The 16,947-nt window shown below is 62.0% G+C and carries 17 protein-coding genes and 1 pseudogene; 12 read left to right on the forward strand and 6 right to left on the reverse strand.

Annotation, left to right across the window (positions count from 1 at the left end; all coding sequences use genetic code 11):
* Window positions 1–241 (forward strand): hypothetical protein (locus ACZ6YA_RS08745; RefSeq protein WP_465896713.1); only part of this gene is annotated, 241 nt, incomplete at its 5' end.
* 47 nt (window positions 242–288) lie between these two features.
* Here ACZ6YA_RS08745 and ACZ6YA_RS08750 read toward each other — a convergent pair.
* Complete coding sequence (locus ACZ6YA_RS08750) at window positions 289–1,782, reverse strand: CoA-acylating methylmalonate-semialdehyde dehydrogenase (protein ID WP_465896714.1); 1,494 nt, start codon at window positions 1,780–1,782, stop codon at window positions 289–291.
* Between the two features lie 74 nt (window positions 1,783–1,856).
* Window positions 1,857–3,203: an omega-aminotransferase AptA gene (gene aptA / locus ACZ6YA_RS08755; RefSeq protein WP_465896715.1), complete on the reverse strand. Its 1,347-nt coding sequence runs from the start codon at window positions 3,201–3,203 to the stop codon at window positions 1,857–1,859.
* Window positions 3,204–3,321: 118 nt separating this feature from the next.
* Between aptA and ACZ6YA_RS08760 the strand changes: the two genes are divergently transcribed.
* From ACZ6YA_RS08760 to ACZ6YA_RS08780, 5 genes are all read left to right on the forward strand, one after another.
* A complete protein-coding gene (locus ACZ6YA_RS08760; protein ID WP_465896716.1) occupies window positions 3,322–4,239 on the forward strand; it encodes a LysR family transcriptional regulator in 918 nt (305 codons plus the stop codon).
* Window positions 4,240–4,329: 90 nt separating this feature from the next.
* Complete coding sequence (locus ACZ6YA_RS08765; RefSeq protein ID WP_465896717.1) at window positions 4,330–4,992, forward strand: TetR/AcrR family transcriptional regulator; 663 nt, start codon at window positions 4,330–4,332, stop codon at window positions 4,990–4,992.
* A gap of 9 nt (window positions 4,993–5,001) precedes the next feature.
* The gene (locus tag ACZ6YA_RS08770; protein WP_465896718.1) at window positions 5,002–5,586 is read left to right on the forward strand and encodes an IMPACT family protein; all 585 of its coding nucleotides are present in this window, start codon (window positions 5,002–5,004) and stop codon (window positions 5,584–5,586) included.
* Window positions 5,587–5,952: 366 nt separating this feature from the next.
* Window positions 5,953–6,639 carry an SDR family oxidoreductase gene (locus ACZ6YA_RS08775; protein WP_465896719.1) on the forward strand — a complete coding sequence of 229 codons (687 nt, stop codon included), beginning with the start codon at window positions 5,953–5,955 and terminating at the stop codon, window positions 6,637–6,639.
* Window positions 6,640–6,722: 83 nt separating this feature from the next.
* Complete coding sequence (locus ACZ6YA_RS08780; protein ID WP_465896720.1) at window positions 6,723–7,670, forward strand: adenosine deaminase; 948 nt, start codon at window positions 6,723–6,725, stop codon at window positions 7,668–7,670.
* A 19-nt stretch (window positions 7,671–7,689) separates the two neighbouring features.
* Here ACZ6YA_RS08780 and ACZ6YA_RS08785 read toward each other — a convergent pair whose 3' ends face one another.
* A complete protein-coding gene (locus tag ACZ6YA_RS08785) occupies window positions 7,690–8,397 on the reverse strand; it encodes a transcriptional regulator (RefSeq protein WP_465896721.1) in 708 nt (235 codons plus the stop codon).
* A gap of 483 nt (window positions 8,398–8,880) precedes the next feature.
* Here ACZ6YA_RS08785 and ACZ6YA_RS08790 point away from each other — a divergent pair, with 483 nt between their 5' ends.
* Complete coding sequence (locus tag ACZ6YA_RS08790) at window positions 8,881–9,078, forward strand: hypothetical protein (RefSeq protein WP_465896722.1); 198 nt, start codon at window positions 8,881–8,883, stop codon at window positions 9,076–9,078.
* On the opposite strand, the gene ACZ6YA_RS08795 is transcribed toward ACZ6YA_RS08790, so the two are convergent.
* Window positions 9,029–10,210, reverse strand: coding sequence for a multidrug effflux MFS transporter (locus ACZ6YA_RS08795; protein ID WP_465896723.1), 1,182 nt, complete (start codon window positions 10,208–10,210; stop codon window positions 9,029–9,031). The genes ACZ6YA_RS08790 and ACZ6YA_RS08795 overlap by 50 nt on opposite strands.
* 106 nt (window positions 10,211–10,316) lie before the next feature.
* Window positions 10,317–10,514, reverse strand: coding sequence for a heavy-metal-associated domain-containing protein (locus tag ACZ6YA_RS08800; RefSeq protein ID WP_465896724.1), 198 nt, complete (start codon window positions 10,512–10,514; stop codon window positions 10,317–10,319).
* A gap of 145 nt (window positions 10,515–10,659) precedes the next feature.
* Between ACZ6YA_RS08800 and ACZ6YA_RS08805 the strand changes: the two genes are divergently transcribed.
* From ACZ6YA_RS08805 to ACZ6YA_RS08825, 5 genes and pseudogenes are all read left to right on the forward strand, one after another.
* Window positions 10,660–11,046, forward strand: a complete 387-nt coding sequence (locus ACZ6YA_RS08805; protein WP_465896725.1) for a hypothetical protein — start codon at window positions 10,660–10,662, stop codon at window positions 11,044–11,046.
* 53 nt (window positions 11,047–11,099) lie between these two features.
* The gene (locus tag ACZ6YA_RS08810) at window positions 11,100–13,499 is read left to right on the forward strand and encodes a heavy metal translocating P-type ATPase (RefSeq protein WP_465896726.1); all 2,400 of its coding nucleotides are present in this window, start codon (window positions 11,100–11,102) and stop codon (window positions 13,497–13,499) included.
* Window positions 13,496–13,900: a Cu(I)-responsive transcriptional regulator gene (gene cueR / locus ACZ6YA_RS08815; protein WP_465896727.1), complete on the forward strand. Its 405-nt coding sequence runs from the start codon at window positions 13,496–13,498 to the stop codon at window positions 13,898–13,900. Before ACZ6YA_RS08810 ends, cueR begins: the two co-directional genes overlap by 4 nt.
* A gap of 332 nt (window positions 13,901–14,232) precedes the next feature.
* Window positions 14,233–15,162: pseudogene (locus ACZ6YA_RS08820) on the forward strand (cache domain-containing sensor histidine kinase); the annotation flags it as partial.
* A 129-nt stretch (window positions 15,163–15,291) separates the two neighbouring features.
* A complete protein-coding gene (locus ACZ6YA_RS08825; protein ID WP_465896933.1) occupies window positions 15,292–16,020 on the forward strand; it encodes a methyl-accepting chemotaxis protein in 729 nt (242 codons plus the stop codon).
* A 100-nt stretch (window positions 16,021–16,120) separates the two neighbouring features.
* Here ACZ6YA_RS08825 and ACZ6YA_RS08830 read toward each other — a convergent pair whose 3' ends face one another.
* Window positions 16,121–16,900 (reverse strand): AraC family transcriptional regulator, encoded by a 780-nt coding sequence (locus ACZ6YA_RS08830; protein ID WP_465896728.1) that lies wholly within the window; start codon window positions 16,898–16,900, stop codon window positions 16,121–16,123.
* Between the last annotated feature and the right edge of the window lie 47 nt (window positions 16,901–16,947).

The following is a 16,947-nucleotide window of genomic DNA, read 5'->3' on the forward strand; positions in this document are numbered from 1 at the left end:
CACTTGGCTCGCTGCGATCTCTCGTAGCGGGAGGCGAATTCTACAGCGTTTAGAAGCGCTGTCAACCACCTTTTCAACCGCTATCGATCAGACGATCGAAGCACTTTCAGCACCGCCAGAATCAAGTAACTCGTTGAATCTCAAGGAGTTTCTCGTTCCGTTGTCGCTGGAAGTGGGGCGCATTATAAGGGGATTTGAAAGTGCGTCAAGGCTTAATTTCAAGAAACCTTCATATTCCTGAAAAACAAAGCGGGGCGGCCTGCCGGCCTCCCCGCTTCACCTCATGCCTTACAGGCTGGGGAACGCAAATTGCGATGCCTCATGGCTGGCACGCTGTGGCCAGCGTTGGGTAATCGCCTTGCGACGCGTATAGAAGCGCACCCCGTCCGGACCATATGCATGCAGGTCACCAAACAGCGAGCGCTTCCAACCACCAAAGCTGTGGTAAGCCACCGGCACCGGCAACGGTACGTTGACGCCAACCATGCCCACTTCGATCTCGTCACAGAACAGCCGGGCGGCCTCACCGTCACGGGTGAAGATGCAGGTGCCGTTGCCGTACTCGTGATCGTTGATCAGTTGCATGGCCTGCTCCAGGCTGTTCACACGCACCACGCACAGCACAGGGCCGAAGATCTCTTCTTTATATATGCGCATTTCTGGGGTCACCTTATCGAACAAGGTGCCACCGACGAAGTAACCATCTTCGTTACCTGCAACACGCAAGCCACGGCCATCCACCACCAGTCTGGCGCCAGCTGCAACACCCTCTTCGATGTAACCGACCACTTTGTCTCGGGCAGCTGCGGTTACCAGCGGGCCCATGTCCAGGCCACAAGAAGTGCCCGCACCAATTTTCAGCGCCTTGATCTGCGGCTCCAGCTTGGCGATCAGTGCATCGGCAACCTGATCACCCACGCACACCGCCACGGAAATCGCCATGCAACGCTCGCCGCAAGAGCCGTAGGCCGCGCCCATCAGTGCGCTGACCGCGTTATCCAGGTCGGCATCAGGCATCAGCACCGCATGGTTCTTCGCGCCGCCCAGTGCCTGAACACGCTTGCCGCGCTTTGTACCTTCGGAATAGATGTACTCGGCGATCGGGGTCGAGCCGACGAAGCTCAGCGCCTTCACTTCTGGGGCCTCGATCAGCGCGTCCACGGCTTCCTTGTCGCCATGCACCACGTTGAGGATGCCCTTCGGCAGGCCGGCTTCCAGCAGCAGTTGAGCGATGTACAACGTCGAGCTCGGGTCACGCTCGGACGGTTTCAGGATAAAGGCGTTACCGCAGGCAATTGCCAATGGGTACATCCACAGCGGGACCATGGCCGGGAAGTTGAACGGCGTGATGCCGGCCACCACGCCCAACGGCTGGAAGTCGGACCAGGCGTCGATGTTAGGGCCGACGTTACGGCTGTACTCGCCCTTCAGCACTTCAGGCGCCGCGCAGGCGAACTCGACGTTCTCGATGCCACGCTTCAGCTCGCCAGCGGCGTCTTCCAGGGTCTTGCCATGCTCTTCGCTGATCAACTGCGAGATGCGGGCTTCGTTCTGCTCCAGCAGTTGCTTGAAGCGAAACATCACCTGAGCGCGCTTGGCCGGTGGTGTATTGCGCCAGGCAGGGAAGGCCGCCTTGGCCGAATCGATCGCTTCCTGCACGGTCGCACGACTGGCCAGCTCGACCTTGCGTACCGCCTGGCCAGTCGATGGGTTGAAGACATCGGCGGTGCGCTCGCCCTTGGTAACCAGCTCGCCGTGGATCAGGTGCTGAACAATGCTCATGCAAAACTCCAGATAAAGAAGATGGATGCCGGCGCGCAAACTAGCTCACGCGCCTTACGTCAGATTCGGAAAGATCAGTCGACCTTGTTCAATGTTTCGCCGACCGCGTCGAACAGACGGTCCAGCTCCTGCGGCTGGGTATTGAAGGTTGGGCCGAACTGCAGGGTGTCACCACCAAAGCGTACATAGAAGCCGGCTTGCCACAGCTTCATCGCAGCTTCGTAAGGACGGACGATGGCATCACCATCACGGGCAGCGATCTGGATCGCCCCGGCCAGACCGTAGTTACGGATGTCGACGACGTTCTTGGTACCCTTGACGCCGTGCAACAGTTTCTCGAAATGGGGTGCCAGTTCGGCCGCCGATTGCACCAGGTTTTCCTTCTGCAGCAGGTCGAGCGCGGCGATACCGGCGGCGCAGGCGACCGGGTGCGCCGAGTAGGTATAGCCGTGTGGGAATTCCACGGCATATTCCGGGGTCGGCTGGTTCATGAAGGTCTGGTAGATCTCGCTGCTGGCGATCACCGCGCCCATTGGAATGGCGCCGTTGGTGACCTGCTTGGCGATGCACATCAGGTCCGGGGTGACGCCGAAGGCTTCGGCGCCAGTCATGGCGCCCATGCGGCCGAAACCAGTGATCACTTCGTCGAAGATCAGCAGGATGTTGTGCTGGGTGCAGATTTCACGCAGGCGTTTTAGATAACCCTTCGGCGGAGGCAGTACACCGGCAGAACCTGCCAGCGGCTCGACGATCACGGCGGCGATGTTCGAAGCATCGTGCAGCTCGATCAGCTTGAGCATCTCGTCTGCCAAAGCAATACCGCCTTCTTCCGGCAGGCCCTTGGAGAAGGCGTTGACCGGCAGTACGGTGTGCGGCAGGTGGTCGACGTCGAGCAACTGACCGAACATCTTACGGTTGCCGTTGACGCCGCCCAGGCTGGTGCCCGCGATGTTAACGCCGTGATATCCACGCGCACGTCCAATGATCTTTGTCTTGCTGGCCTGGCCCTTGAGGCGCCAGTAGGCACGGACCATTTTCAGCGCGGTGTCGGCGCACTCTGAACCGGAGTTGGTATAGAAGACATGGTTCAGGTCGCCCGGCGTCAGCTCGGTGATCTTTTCGGCCAGCTGGAAAGACAGCGGGTGGCCGAACTGGAACGCCGGGGAGTAGTCCAGGGTATTCAGCTGCCGCGTGACTGCGTCGGCAATCTCCTTGCGGGTATGACCGGCACCACACGTCCACAGACCGGACAGAGCATCGAAGATTTTGCGCCCTTTGTCATCGACCAGATAATTGCCTTCGGCAGCCACAATCAGGCGTGGGTCGCGATGGAAGTTGCGGTTGGCGGTGTAGGGCATCCAGTGGGCATCCAGCTTGAGCTGGCTGGCGATACCGACACTGGCGGTTTCGGGCATGTTCATCGGCGGTTCCTCGAAAGACGATTAGGCAACGATGGATGTTGTTGCAGCTAAATTGGCACGGGGATAAAGTCTGGAAAAGCCTGCATTTCTAATCTTCAGGTAGTACACGACTAAACTTATGAGCCGACGCCCCGACCCTCTCGCTCAAGTCAGCGATTTCGACATCCGCCTGCTGAAAATCTACCGAAGCGTAGTTGAATGCGGTGGCTTCTCGGCCGCCGAGAACGTACTCGGCATTGGTCGCTCGGCCATCAGCCAACAGATGAACGACCTCGAACAGCGTCTCGGCCTGCGCCTGTGCCAGCGTGGGCGCGCCGGCTTCTCGCTGACCGAGGAAGGGCGCGAGGTCTACCACTCGGCGCTACAGCTGCTCAGTGCGCTGGAAACCTTTCGCACCGAAGTCAACGGCCTGCACCAGCACCTGCGCGGCGAGCTGAACATCGGCCTGACCGACAATCTGGTGACCCTACCGCACATGCGCATTACCCATGCCCTGGCCGAGCTCAAGGACCGTGGCCCGGATGTGCGCATCCAGATCCGCATGATCGCGCCCAGCCAGGTCGAGCAGGGTGTTCTCGACGGCAGCCTGCATGTTGGCGTGGTGCCACAGACCAGCCCACTCTCCGGCCTTGAGTACCAGCCACTGTACAGCGAACGCTCACTGCTCTATTGCGCAGTCGGCCACCCGTTGTTCTACGCCGATGACCAGCAGATCGTCGATGAACGCCTCAACGACCAGGAAGCGATTGCCCCGACCTTCCGCTTGCCAGCCGATATCCAGGCCCACTACCAGGTCCTGAACTGCACCGCCAGCGCCTCCGACCGGGAAGGCATGGCGTTCCTGATCCTCACCGGCCGCTATATCGGCTATCTCCCCGACCACTACGCGAGCTTTTGGGTTCAGCAAGGCCGGCTTCGCGCACTCAAACCCGACCAGCGCTTCTACGACCTGAGCCTGAGCTGGGTCACGCGCAAAGGCCGACGGCCGAACCTGGTACTGGAAAGCTTCCTCGAAAGCCTGGCTGCGACACGCTGATGCCTGCTTGTGACGCTAATGCTTGTCACTTGAGCGCAGGCAGGTAATCTTGTCCGACATCCGTTGCCACAGACCTGTACGGAATCGTCCATGACCCTAGAAGTCCCTGCGCATCGCCCTCCCGCCTCGGGTAAGCCCGCCGGCCGCATTCGCCAGAAGAACGAACAGGCCATCATCCAGGCCGCCGAAGACGAATTCGCCCGCCATGGCTTCAAGGGCACCAGCATGAATACCATCGCGCTGAAAGCCGGCTTGCCCAAGGCCAACCTGCATTATTACTTCACCAACAAGCTCGGCCTGTATATCGCCGTATTGAGCAATATCATCGAACTGTGGGACAGCACCTTCAACGCCTTGAGCGTCGAGGACGACCCCGCTGCAGCGCTGAGCCAGTATATCCGCACCAAAATGGAATTTTCCCGGCGCAATCCACAGGCCTCACGCATCTTCGCCATGGAGGTGATCAGCGGCGGCACGTGCCTGACCGAATACTTCAGCGCCGACTACCGCGAATGGTTCCGTGGCCGGGCTGCGGTATTCCAGGCCTGGATCGAAGCGGGCAAGATGGATCCGGTCGACCCGGTACACCTGATATTCCTGCTGTGGGGCAGCACCCAGCACTATGCAGACTTTGCCACGCAGATCTGCCAGGTCACCGGCCGCAGCCGACTGACCAAGCAGGACATGGAAGACGCGAGCAACAACCTTATCCACATCATCCTCAAGGGGTGCGGCATCAAGCCGAGTGCCTGACAACTATTTATGCCTTCTACCCTGCTCGACCTCTGCGAGTTTCGCGAGGAAATCCGTAAGAGCCGCTTCATTACATTCGCCGGCCCAATCGCCAGCGCCGCCGAAGCCATGGGCTTCATCGAACGCCATAGCGACCTGGCGGCCACGCATAACTGCTGGGCCTGGAAACTGGGCGGGCAATACCGCAGCAGCGATGACGGCGAGCCTGGCGGCACGGCGGGACGGCCGATCCTGGCTGCCATAGAAGCCCAGGACTGCGACCAGGTGGTGGTGCTGGTGATTCGCTGGTACGGCGGTATTCAGCTGGGCACTGGCGGCTTGGCCCGAGCATACGGCGGCGGTGCCAACAAATGCCTGCAGCAGGCACCAAAGAGGCTGCTGGTACAACGCAGTGAGTACCGGTGCAGCTGCAGCTTCAGTGAATTGGCCCTGGTGAAATTGCGCTTGGCCGACGTCGATGGCCTGGTACTCGATGAACAGTTCACCGCTAACGGGGTTGATCTGCAGATTGCTATTGGCCAGGCGCACATCAGCATGCTGCAGCAGCAACTGGCGGACCTCAGCCGTGGACGCATTCTCCTGGAAGCCTGCTGAAGATTGCTCACAACTACTGTGGGCCTGCCTGTGGATAAGCTTGGGGCACTCTTCTACAGGCCTTACCGATCAAGGCCTATAAAGCATTGCTCATATTTTGATCACTGTTTGATGACAGCCGTAAAGCACTGAACCGCTGGGAGTTATCCCCAACGTGTCAAGCAGAAGTCACTAAGAGCGCGGCGCAGCTTGCGCACATTAACTGTGGACCAGCCTGTGGATAACCGGTTAGCCAACTCGCCAAGCGCCCGTCATCGCACGGCCAAACGCAACTGATCGTTTTTTGATCAGGCCTGAAAACGGGCGAGTCTGCCGGGCCTGCAGTATGCTGAATTCCTTTCTCAAAACCGATAAAGGAACGTGCCAATGGAAACTCCAAAAACGGCCCTCATCATCGGCGCCTCCCGCGGGCTCGGCCTTGGCCTGGTACAACGCCTGCAGGAAGACGGCTGGAACATCACCGCCACGGTTCGTGACCCGCGCAATGCCGGCGATCTGAAAGCTGTGCCAGGGGTTCGCATCGAACAGCTGGAAATGAATGACACCGCTCAACTCGACGACCTGAAGCTTCGCCTGCAAGGCAAAGTGTTCGACCTGGTGTTCGTCAATGCGGGTGTCATGGGGCCTCTGCCGCAAGATCTGGAAACCGTGCAGCGCGCAGACATCGGCGACCTGTTCATGACCAACGCCGTGGCGCCGATCCGGGTCGCCCAGCGCCTCGCCGGCCAGATTCGCGAGGGCACCGGCGTGCTGGCGTTCATGAGCTCGATCCTGGGCAGCGTGAGCATCCCCGACGGCGGCGAGATCTGCCTGTACAAAGCCAGCAAGGCCGCGCTGAACTCGATGATCAACAGCTTCGTGGTCGGCCTGCAGCGCCCTGACCTGTGCGTGCTGGCCATGCACCCGGGCTGGGTGAAGACCGACATGGGCGGGGAGAACGCCGAAATCGACGTGCTCACCAGCACCCGCGGCATGCTTGAGCAGATCAAGGCGCAGCGCGGCAACGGTGGCCTGCGTTTCATCAATTACAAGGGCGACGCGCTCACCTGGTGAGCCGAATAGCGACCGGCCGGGCGCAATGCCCGGCCAGGCCCTGTAGAATGGCGGCAACCGTACCTGATTCGAGACATCCCCCTATGTATGACTGGCTCAATGCCCTGCCCAAGGCCGAACTGCACCTGCACCTCGAAGGTTCGCTGGAACCCGAGTTGTTGTTCGCCCTGGCCGAGCGCAACAAGATCGCCCTGCCCTGGAACGACGTCGAAGCCCTGCGCAGCGCCTATGCCTTCAACAACCTGCAGGAATTCCTCGACCTTTATTACCAAGGCGCGGACGTGTTGCGCACCGAGCAGGACTTCTATGACCTGACCTGGGCTTACCTGCAGCGCTGCAAGGCGCAGAACGTCATCCACACCGAACCCTTCTTCGACCCGCAAACGCACACCGATCGCGGTATCCCGTTCGAAGTAGTGCTCAACGGCATCGACAAGGCACTTAAAGATGGCCGTGAGCAACTGGGTATCAGCAGCGGCCTTATCCTGAGCTTCCTGCGCCACCTGAGCGAAGATGAGGCCCAGAAGACCCTCGACCAGGCCCTGCCCTTCCGCGACGCGTTCATCGCCGTGGGCCTGGACAGCTCTGAAAAAGGTCACCCACCGAGCAAGTTCCAGCGCGTCTTCGACCGCGCCCGCAGTGAAGGCTTCGTCGCAGTGGCTCATGCCGGCGAGGAAGGCCCGCCCGAGTACATCTGGGAAGCCCTCGACCTGCTCAAGATCAAGCGCATCGACCATGGTGTACGCGCCATCGAAGACGAACGCCTGATGCAGCGCATCATCGACGAGCAGATCCCGCTCACCGTGTGCCCCCTGTCCAATACCAAGCTCTGCGTGTTTGACCATATGAGCCAACACAACATCCTCGACATGCTCGAACGTGGCGTGAAGGTAACGGTGAACTCGGACGACCCGGCCTACTTCGGCGGCTACGTGACCGAGAACTTCCATGCCCTGTACACCCACCTGGGCATGACCGAAGACCAAGCCCAACGACTGGCTCAGAATAGTCTGGACGCCCGTTTGGTCTGACACCGACACGGCGTTGCAGTCACCCAATCTGCAACGTCGCTATGCGGGCAATGCGGTTGATCTGCTGTACACCCAGTGCAGTAATCTGCAACGCCCGTGTGTCCTCGGCTTCACGAATCCAGCCTGACTGCAGGAACAGCTGGAGCAAAGCCCTTCCCAGACTCCCACCCAGGTGCGGCCCTTGGTCACTCCACTCGTTGCAATGGCAGATCACGCAGCCGCGTTTCTGACGCGGCGCCAGTGCATCGATGTAGACGCCAATGTCCGCCAATTGCACGCGCCCTTCCTCGCTGACCATCAGCTGTTGCTCGTTACCCTCCAACCAGCCCGCAACCACCAGCCGGTGATACAGCTCACCCGCCAGCTCTCCCCCCAGGTGATCGCCACAACGACGCGCCCGGCGCATCGACATTGGCAGTTGCAATGGCGTTGCCCGTCCATCCTTGTCACGCCCGAGCTGCACGCTGGCCAACGCTTCTACTGCCGCACCTACCTGGGGTGTCGCCAGCCTGAAGTAGCGCTTACGCCCACGCGCCTCCAGCCTTAGCAGGCCTGCCGAAGACAGCAACGACAGGTGGGCGCAGGCTGAGGATGAAGTCAATCCGGCCATTACCGCCAGCTCATCGGTCGGTCGTGGCATACCATCGATCAACGCCCATAACATTGCACTGCGCTTGGGGTCGGCCATCAGGCCGGCGATTTGACTGATACTGCTGACTGTATTCATGTCCCTTCTACTCCCTGCAAAACCCCATGTGATTTTCACTGGCCAACCTTGGCAACGCCGATTGCCACCCGGGCAGCTGCCGGCCTGACACGCGCCAGTATAAGCCGCACGATCGCCCTCTCCGGCAGCCGCGTCCGCGGCCGCAAGCCAGCAAAGTGGCGTGGGTATGGCGACCCTCGCACTATTGGCACACGCATGCTGTAGTCGCGATGGTGGGCGAGAAGGCCGTAATCAAGCGGGAAGCGGCAACGCATTAGGAAGCCCGCCCCCGTGAAATTGAAGACTCTACTGACAGCGACGCGCCAAAAATCTCGCAAGAAAAGAAGAAGCATCCTGACTGATTCAGACATTGCATCTGAATGTGTCAGGCGAGCAGGCAGTAGTGTCCCGACCGTCAGTCAGAACACCTGATCAAGCCATGGCGGTGGGTGACCGCAGCGCTACACTAGATCCGCTCACACCACCCTTCGGAGGTAGGCCGCGATGAAGATTGTCGTCAGTGCGTCGAACCGTAACCCCAACTGCCCCTGGCAGGTGAGGCTCGACCAGCACGTGGTGAGTTTCCGCAGCGAAAGCGAAGCACGCGCCTTCGTCGCCACCCTGGAAACCCGCTTGCAGGCACCTCACTCGCTTATGCCGAACGCTTGGCCTGCGAACGCCGGGTCAGCAGCGCGACACTGACCACCAGTGCCCCGCACAAGCTGATCACCAAGGTCATCGGCACGGCACTGCCGTCGTGCAGCACGCCCACCAACGCCGCCGCGCCTGCGGCGACGCTGAACTGCAGGCAGCCCATCAGGGCCGAGGCGCTGCCGGCCCGCGCGCCCTGTCCGCTCATGGCGCAGGCCGAAGCATTGGGAATGATGCAACCCAGGCTGGCGATGCAGACGAACAGCGGTACCAGCAGTGGCCACAATTGCGCCGGGCGTAGCGCTGCCACGCCGAGCAACACCAGCCCCGCCGCGAGGTACAGCCAGACAGCACGCACCAGCAGGAACGCCGGGCCACGCTTGGCCAGCAGGCGTGCATTGATTTGTGCCACGAGAATGAAGCCCGCTGCGTTAGTACCGAACAGCCAGCCGTAATGCTCGGCGGGTACGCCGTAGAGCTTGATGAAGACGAAAGGCGACCCGGCGATGTAGGCAAACATCCCGGCAATGGCAATTCCCCCCGTCAGCGCATGCCCCACGAACACGCGATCGGCCAACAGCCGCAGGTACTGGCGTAGTGCGCCTGAGAGCGGCTGGCGCGGCATATGAGTGGGCAAGCTTTCCGGCAACCCCAGCCCGACTGCAACCAGGCAGGCCGCGCTGAACAGGCTCAAGGCCAGGAAGATCGACTGCCATCCGGCCAGGTTCACCAGTACGCCACCGAGCATCGGCGCGAGGATCGGCGCCAGCCCCATCACCAGCATCAGTTGCGAGAACACTTTGGCCGAGGCCACCGGGTCGCATTTGTCGCTGACGATTGCCCGCGACAGCACCATGCCGGCGCAACCGCCCAGGGCCTGAACGAAGCGCGCCAGGATCAGCGTGTCGAGGTTGGGCGCGTAGGCGCAGGCCAGCGAGGCCAGGGTGAACAACGCAACGCCAAACAGCAGCGGTTTACGTCGGCCAAAGCGGTCGGCCACCGGTCCATAGGCCAGTTGCCCGAGCGACAGGCCGAGGAAATAGGCGGCCAGTGTGGTCTGGACATGTTTCTCATCGGTGGCGAACGCCTGCGCCATTGCCGGGAAGGCGGGCAGGTAGAAGTCGATCGCCAATGGCCCGAACGCACTGAGTGCACCCAGGATCAGCACCATTCTCAGGTTCATCAGGAATCCATAGCAGGCTAAGCAAGCGCACAAGTCTACCTGCAGCGGACGCCATCAGCATGAAAACATTTGCAACAAAACAGGGCCGCCAAGCGGCCCCTCACGCTCACGCCACGGCGGCCTGATAGCCTTCTTCACGAATTGCTGCCAGCAATTGCTCGGCCGCCAACGCGCTTTGCACACGCACCTGCTTACCCGCCAGGTCGACCTCAACCTGGGCATTTGCATCCTGCTCCTGCACCGCGCGGGTCACTGCTTTCACGCAATGGCCACAGGTCATGCCTTGCACATTGAACACTTGCATCGGGGTTGCCTCCTTCAGGGTTTTGCCCAGTTTCAAGCTTGCCATCGGGGCAAGGTCAAGTTCTGTCTGCAACGGCCGGGCTGGAAATCCGCGCAATCCTCGGCCAAGCTGCGCCTTTGACGATTTGGCAAGCAGGAGATACTTCATGTTCAGGGCAGCAGTGAGCGTTGTCGGGTTGATGGCGGCGCTGGCCGTGGTGCCACCGGCCAGCGCCGAGGGCAACGCGGACTACAGCGTGCTGATCATTTCGCGGGAGCGCCTGGAAGTAGCCACCAGTTGTGAAATCGGCGTGTACCTCAACGATCAACTTTCCGGGCGTGTGTTCCAGGAACAGTCGACTTCGTTCAACCTGCCGCCCGGCCCGGTCGACGTACGTTTGCGCTTGCTGCCGGGGCAGATGCCCGGCTGCGCCCCCGGCATCGAGGATCAGCGCAGCACCCGGCTGACCCTGCAGGCAGGCCAGATCAACAAATACCGCATTGCCATGGGCCACAATGGGCTGGAGCTCAGACGCGCCAACCTGGAGTATTGACCTTCCCCACATGGCAAGGTTGATGCTGAAGGCCTGTCCAAGGAGGAGCGCCAATGCCTGCATCCACCACTTTCGACCTGCCGATCTCCGGCATGACCTGCGCCAGCTGTGCTGGCCGTGTCGAGCGCGCCCTGCGCAAGGTCAGCGGCGCTGACAATGTCAGCGTCAACCTCGCCACCGAACAGGCCCGGGTCAAGGCCCCGGCCGACAGCCTGCCAGCCCTGGTCGACGCCGTACGTGGCGCTGGCTACGGCGTGCCGACCCGCACCGTGGAGCTGCAAATCGACGGCATGACCTGCGTCAGCTGTGTCGGCCGTGTCGAACGCGCCCTCGGCAAGTTGCCCGGGGTAGAGCAGGTCAGCGTCAACCTGGCCAGCGAACGCGCCCACCTCGAGGTATTGCAAGGCCTGGATGACAGCGTGCTGATCGACGCTGTCGAGAAAGCCGGCTACAGCGCCAGCCTGCCGCAGTCGGCCAACGACGACCCACAGCACGCCCTGCGCCGCCTGCGCAAAGAACGCCTGGCAGTCGGCGCCGCCCTGTTGCTGGCCCTGCCCCTGGTGCTGCCGATGCTGGTTCAGCCGTTCGGCCTGCATTGGATGCTGCCGGCCTGGGCGCAATTCCTGCTGGCCACGCCAGTACAGTTCATTCTTGGCGCGCGCTTCTATGTGGCGGCCTACAAGGCCGTGCGTGCCGGTGCCGGCAACATGGACCTGCTGGTGGCGCTGGGCACCAGTGCCGGTTATGGCCTGAGCCTGTACCAATGGGCCCAAGCCCCGGCCGGCATGGTCCCGCACCTGTACTTCGAAGCGTCGGCGGTGGTCATCGCCCTGGTGCTGCTGGGTAAATACCTTGAAAGCCGCGCCAAACGCCAGACTGCCAGTGCCATCCGCGCGCTCGAAGCGCTGCGCCCCGAGCGCGCGGTCCGGTTGGTCGAGGGCCGTGAGGAAGACGTCGCGATTGCCCAATTGCGCCTTGGTGACCTGGTGCTGGTCAAGCCCGGTGAGCGCTTCCCGGTCGATGGCGAAGTGGAAGAAGGCAGCAGCCACGCCGACGAGGCCCTGATCAGCGGCGAGAGCCTGCCCGTGCCCAAGCAGCCCGGCGACAGCGTGACCGGTGGCGCCATCAACGGCGAAGGCCGGCTGCTGGTGCGCACCCAGGCATTGGGGACCGAGACCGTGCTGGCGCGGATCATCCGCTTGGTTGAGGACGCCCAGGCGGCCAAGGCGCCGATCCAGAAACTGGTGGACCGGGTCAGCCAGGTATTCGTTCCGGCCGTGCTGGTCATCGCTTTGATTACCCTGGTCGGCTGGTGGTTGGCCGGAGCGCCACTGGAGACCGCACTGATCAACGCCGTTGCCGTATTGGTGATTGCCTGCCCTTGCGCCCTCGGCCTGGCTACGCCGGCGGCGATCATGGCGGGTACCGGTGTCGCAGCGCGTCACGGCATTCTGATCAAGGACGCAGAAGCATTGGAACGCGCCCATGCGGTTAACCGTGTGGTGTTCGACAAGACCGGCACACTCACCTCCGGCAGCCCGCGGGTGGTGCACAGCCAAGCCGTGACCGATGATACCGGCGAACTGCATCGCCTCGCCGGTGCCTTGCAACGCGGCAGCGAACACCCATTGGCCAAGGCCGTACTGGATGCCTGCAGCGAGCAAGGCCTGATTGTTCCCGGTGTGGCCAACAGCCAGTCGCTGACTGGGCGGGGAATCGCAGGCGTTGTGGAAGGCCGCGAACTGGCGCTGGGCAACCGCCGCCTGCTCGACGAAAGCGGCTTGCAGCCCGGAGAATTGGCGAGCAAAGCCAATGCGTGGGAGGCCGAAGGCCGTACGCTTTCATGGCTCGTCGAGCGAGGCGCGCAGCCCCGAGTCATCGGCCTGTTCGCCTTTGGTGACAGCCTCAAGCCCGGTGCCGGAGAAGCGATCACTGCCCTGCACCAGCAACGCATCAGCAGCCACCTACTGACCGGTGACAATCGTGGCAGTGCCAAGGTGGTGGCCGAAGCCCTTGGCATCGACGATGTGCACGCCGAAGTGCTGCCAGCCGACAAGGCTGCCACGGTCGCCGAGCTGAAGAAAGACGGTGTCGTAGCGATGGTCGGCGACGGTATCAACGATGCCCCGGCCCTGGCCGCCGCCGACATCGGGATCGCCATGGGCGGCGGCACCGATGTGGCCATGCAGGCCGCCGGGATTACCTTGATGCGCGGCGACCCGCGCCTGGTCCCGGCCGCCCTGGAGATCAGCCGCAAGACCTATGCGAAAATTCGCCAGAACCTGTTCTGGGCCTTTATCTTCAACCTCGTCGGCATCCCTCTGGCCGCGCTGGGCTACCTCAACCCGGTGCTCGCCGGCGCCGCCATGGCGCTGTCCAGCGTCAGCGTGGTGAGCAATGCCCTGTGGCTTAAAACCTGGAAACCCACCAACACCTCGCAGGAGGCCCCATGAACATCGGCCAGGCCGCCCGCCGCAGCGGGCTCAGCACCAAGATGATCCGCTATTACGAGTCCATCGGCCTGCTCAAGCCGGCCACCCGCAGCGACAGCGGCTACCGCCTGTACCAGCCAGATGACCTGCACAGCCTAGCCTTCATCAAACGCTCGCGCGATTTGGGGTTTTCTCTGGAGGAAGTGGGCAAGCTGCTGACCCTCTGGCAGGACCGGCAACGCGCCAGTGCCGACGTCAAGGCGCTCGCCTTGCAGCACATCGATGAGCTGAACCGGCGGATCGAAGAACTGGTCAGCCTGCGTGACACGCTGGGTGAACTGGTTGCCCACTGCAAGGGCAACGACCGGCCTGACTGCCCGATTCTCAAGGACCTGGCGAACGGCGGCGGATGCTGTCACTGAGGGAGTTGAGCGAGCCGACAGCTTATTGGTATGCCATATTAGCCCCAAGCCGACCGAATAGTCGCCAAATGCGACCTAACCCAATAAATACGGGCTTTGGCGCTCAAAAAAAACCGGATGTGGCCGATGCAGAAGTAACTGCCTCGCGTGTCAAAAAAATAATTCCGGGAGCGTCGATGAACATCAAACAGAAACTGACCTGGGCCTTCGCGGTGATCGCCGCGTTGCCCATCGTCCTCGTGGCCACGCTGGTGGTCATCAACTTGCGGGGAGAAGCCCGCGAAGGCTTTCTCGACAGCAGCAGCCGGGAAATCCGCCAGGTCAGCAACGCGATGGACATCTTCTTCCAGGGCATCGACCAGAACGTCGCTTACCTGGCTTCCCAGCCGATGGTCGCCGCCACGGGCAATAATCTGAACAAGTTCATGAGCGCCAATCCCTCCTACGAGCTGGGCGACCAGGACAAGCAACTGCTGGAATTCTTCACCCGCCTGGCGGAATCTCACCCTGGCTATGCCTACGTTTCCTACGGTGTCAGTGACGGTGGCTACGTCGGCTGGCCCGCCGGCCAGAAGTTCACCAACTACGATCCGCGCCCCCGCCCCTGGTATCAGCTGGCCATGGCCAACCCCGGCAAGACGGTGCGCACCGGCGCCTACTATTGGGCCGCTGACGACGCCGTGCTGGTCAGCACCGTGCGCGCCGTAGCCAACCAATTGGGCAACCCAGGGGGTGTGGTGAACATCGACGTTTCCCTCAAGGGCCTGACCGAAATCGTCAAGCAGATCAAGCTGGGCGAAAGCGGCTACCTGATGCTCATGGAAAACAACGGCAACGTCATGGTCGACCCGCGCGACGCCAGCCACAACTTCAAACAGCTGGCCAGCTTCGGTGACGGCTACGCAGCGCTGGCCAAGGCCGGCAAAGGATTGGTCGAAGTCGAGCTCGACGGCGTGCGCTACATGGCCAACATCTATCCCGACGAGAAGCTCGGTTGGACCTTCATCGGCCTCATCCAACAAAGCGAAGTGATGCAGACCACCACCCGCCTGACCTGGCTGGTGGGCAGCATTGCGCTGATTCTCGCCGCCTTGTTCGCCGTCGTTGGCGCGGCTTTCGCCAAGCTCATCGTGCGCCCGATCAACAGCGTCTCCAGCGGCCTGGAAGACATCGCCCAGGGCGAAGGTGACCTGACCCGCAACCTCGACGTGCGTGGTCGCGACGAAACCGCGCAACTGGCCAGCTGGTTCAACCAATTCCTCGGCGCCATCCGCAGCCTGATCCAGCACATCGGCTCTGCCGCCAGCAATATCCTCGCCACCTCAACCCGCTCGACCCAGGTTTCCGGTGACATGGCCGAGGCCGCCGGACGCCAGCGCGAAGCCGTGGACATGGTCTCCACCGCGTTCCATGAAATGGTCGCCACCGCCAACGAGGTCGCACGCTCCTGCAGCCAGGCCGCGCAGTCGGCCGACAGCGGCCAGCAGCAGGCCCGTGAAGGCCAGCAGCAGATCGATGCGGCGGTGAACAGCGTCGACCGGCTGAGCCAGGAAATCGAACAGTCGGCGCAGTCGATCCAGCAACTGGAGCGTGACAGCAACGCTATCCAGTCGATTCTCGGTACCATTCGCTCAATTGCCGAGCAGACCAACCTGCTGGCGCTGAACGCAGCAATCGAAGCCGCCCGCGCGGGCGAGCAGGGCCGTGGCTTTGCCGTGGTCGCCGATGAGGTGCGGGCCCTGGCCAAGCGCACCGCCGACTCCACCGCCGAAATCGATGGCCTGCTGGGCAACCTGGCCAGCCGTACTGCCGAAGTGGCCGAGCAGATGCATGCCAGCCTCGAGGTGTCGCAACAATCGGTCAGCCGCATTGGCCTGGCCCGCGACAGCTTTGGCCAGATCCGCGAGTCGGTGGACATCATCCGCGACATGAACACGCAGATTGCTACGGCGGCGGAAGAACAGCACCAGGTGGCCGAGGACATCAACCGCCATATCAGCCAGATTCACGGCGATGCGCAGTTGGTGGCCGAGCTGGCCCAGACGGCGCGGCAGGATTCGCAGAGCCTGGCCGGGTTGTCCAACGAGCTGGATTCGCTGGTGCGGCGCTTCCGTACCTGATGTACATACGCGCGGGCCTCTTCGCGGGGCAAGCCCGCTCCCACAGGTTTATGCGAAACCCTGTGGGAGCGGGCTTGCCCCGCGAAGAGGCCGGCACTGACTACAACTTCAACTCACCTGGGGTTGAGCCAAACAGCTGCTTGAAGGCGGCGATGTAAGCTGAGGTCGAATCATAACCACAGCCCAACGCCGCCTCCGTCACACTCTCCCCCGCCTCAAGCAATGCCAACGACGACAGCAGCCGCATGCGCTGGCGCCAATTACGGAAGCTCAGCCCGGTTTCACGCTGGAACAGGCGCATCAGGGTTTTCTCCGAACAGCCCATTTCCAGTGCCCATTGCTGCAGCGTCTGCTGTTGATCCGGCTCGGCAATCAGGCCGTTGCACAATGCCAGCAACCCTGGGTGGCGTGGCAGCGGCAAGGAAAACCCTACCTCAGGCAAGGTTCGCAACTGATCGAGCAGCACGCCAACCAGGCGGGCTTCGTTGCTGTCGCCTTCCGGGTAGTCCACCGGGAACAGGCAAAACGCCTTGATCAGCTCGCGCGCCAGCGGCGTCACCTCAAGCACCCGGCAATGCGCCGAAGCCCAGGGGCAGGCATCGCGGCGCACGTACAGGCTGCGCATCTCAGCCTGCCCGGAAGTGACCACTTCGTGTTCGGCATCCGTCGGTATCCACACCCCCCACTGCGGCGGCGCGAAATAGCTGCCGTCACGGGTATACACACCCAATACGCCACTGATGGCATACGAAAATTGCACCCAATCATGGCGGTGGCGAGTGGTCCAGGAGCCTGCGCCGAGGCTTTCGGCGCGGGCATACAGCGGCCTGGGCAGATGGTCCAGGGTGGGAATGGCACGAGGGTGTCCGACAGTCGACATAGTGGTTTCTTGTAGTTTTCAGCAGACAAGGTTACCACTGCACTGCC

Source organism: Pseudomonas sp. NPDC090752, assembly GCF_055584805.1.